This window comes from Mesorhizobium sp. M7A.F.Ca.MR.148.00.0.0, from assembly GCF_003997735.1.
Taxonomy (GTDB): Bacteria; Pseudomonadota; Alphaproteobacteria; order Rhizobiales; family Rhizobiaceae; genus Mesorhizobium.
This window is the reverse complement of sequence record NZ_RZTB01000401.1, coordinates 1-474: the sequence shown is the minus strand read 5'-3', so window position 1 is coordinate 474 and position 474 is coordinate 1. Positions and strand designations below refer to the sequence as shown.

1 pseudogene is annotated in these 474 nt (G+C 63.5%); it reads right to left on the bottom strand.

The features are described from left to right. A pseudogene (locus tag EOB49_RS34710) lies at positions 1-474 on the bottom strand (hypothetical protein); the annotation flags it as partial.

Below are 474 nucleotides of genomic sequence, written 5' to 3'. Positions count from 1 at the left end.
GCATGGTCGGGATCGACGCCCGATATCAGCCAGTCCATGACGACGCCGCCATTGTTGAGCCAGGTGAACAGCGAAAAGGTCTGCCTGGGCTCGCGCACGGGGCTGGAGGAGATCAGGCCGTCGGCCACCAGCGGCTGCACCCTGGCGAGAGCATCGGGCCGCTCCAGAAACGTCGCCAGACGGTTCGCACCGTCGAGACTGTCCAGCGTGTGCAGGTGCGCCATCATCCAGCCGGCAACCGTCTCCAGCGTGTTCACCGTTGGCTGAATGGGGCGGATGCGGCCGTCCTGTGTTGCCGGCAGGTGCTCGATGAAATTGTAATGCAGCATCTCCTTGAGGAAGGCGTCGGCGGTGTTGCGGCTGGCGACGGAATTCTCCCGGATGACGTCGATGAAACGCGCCGCCGTCAACTGCTTGCGGTAATCATCGGCCTCCCGTCTGAAATGCAGGGCGAGGCCGATATGCGCCATCAAC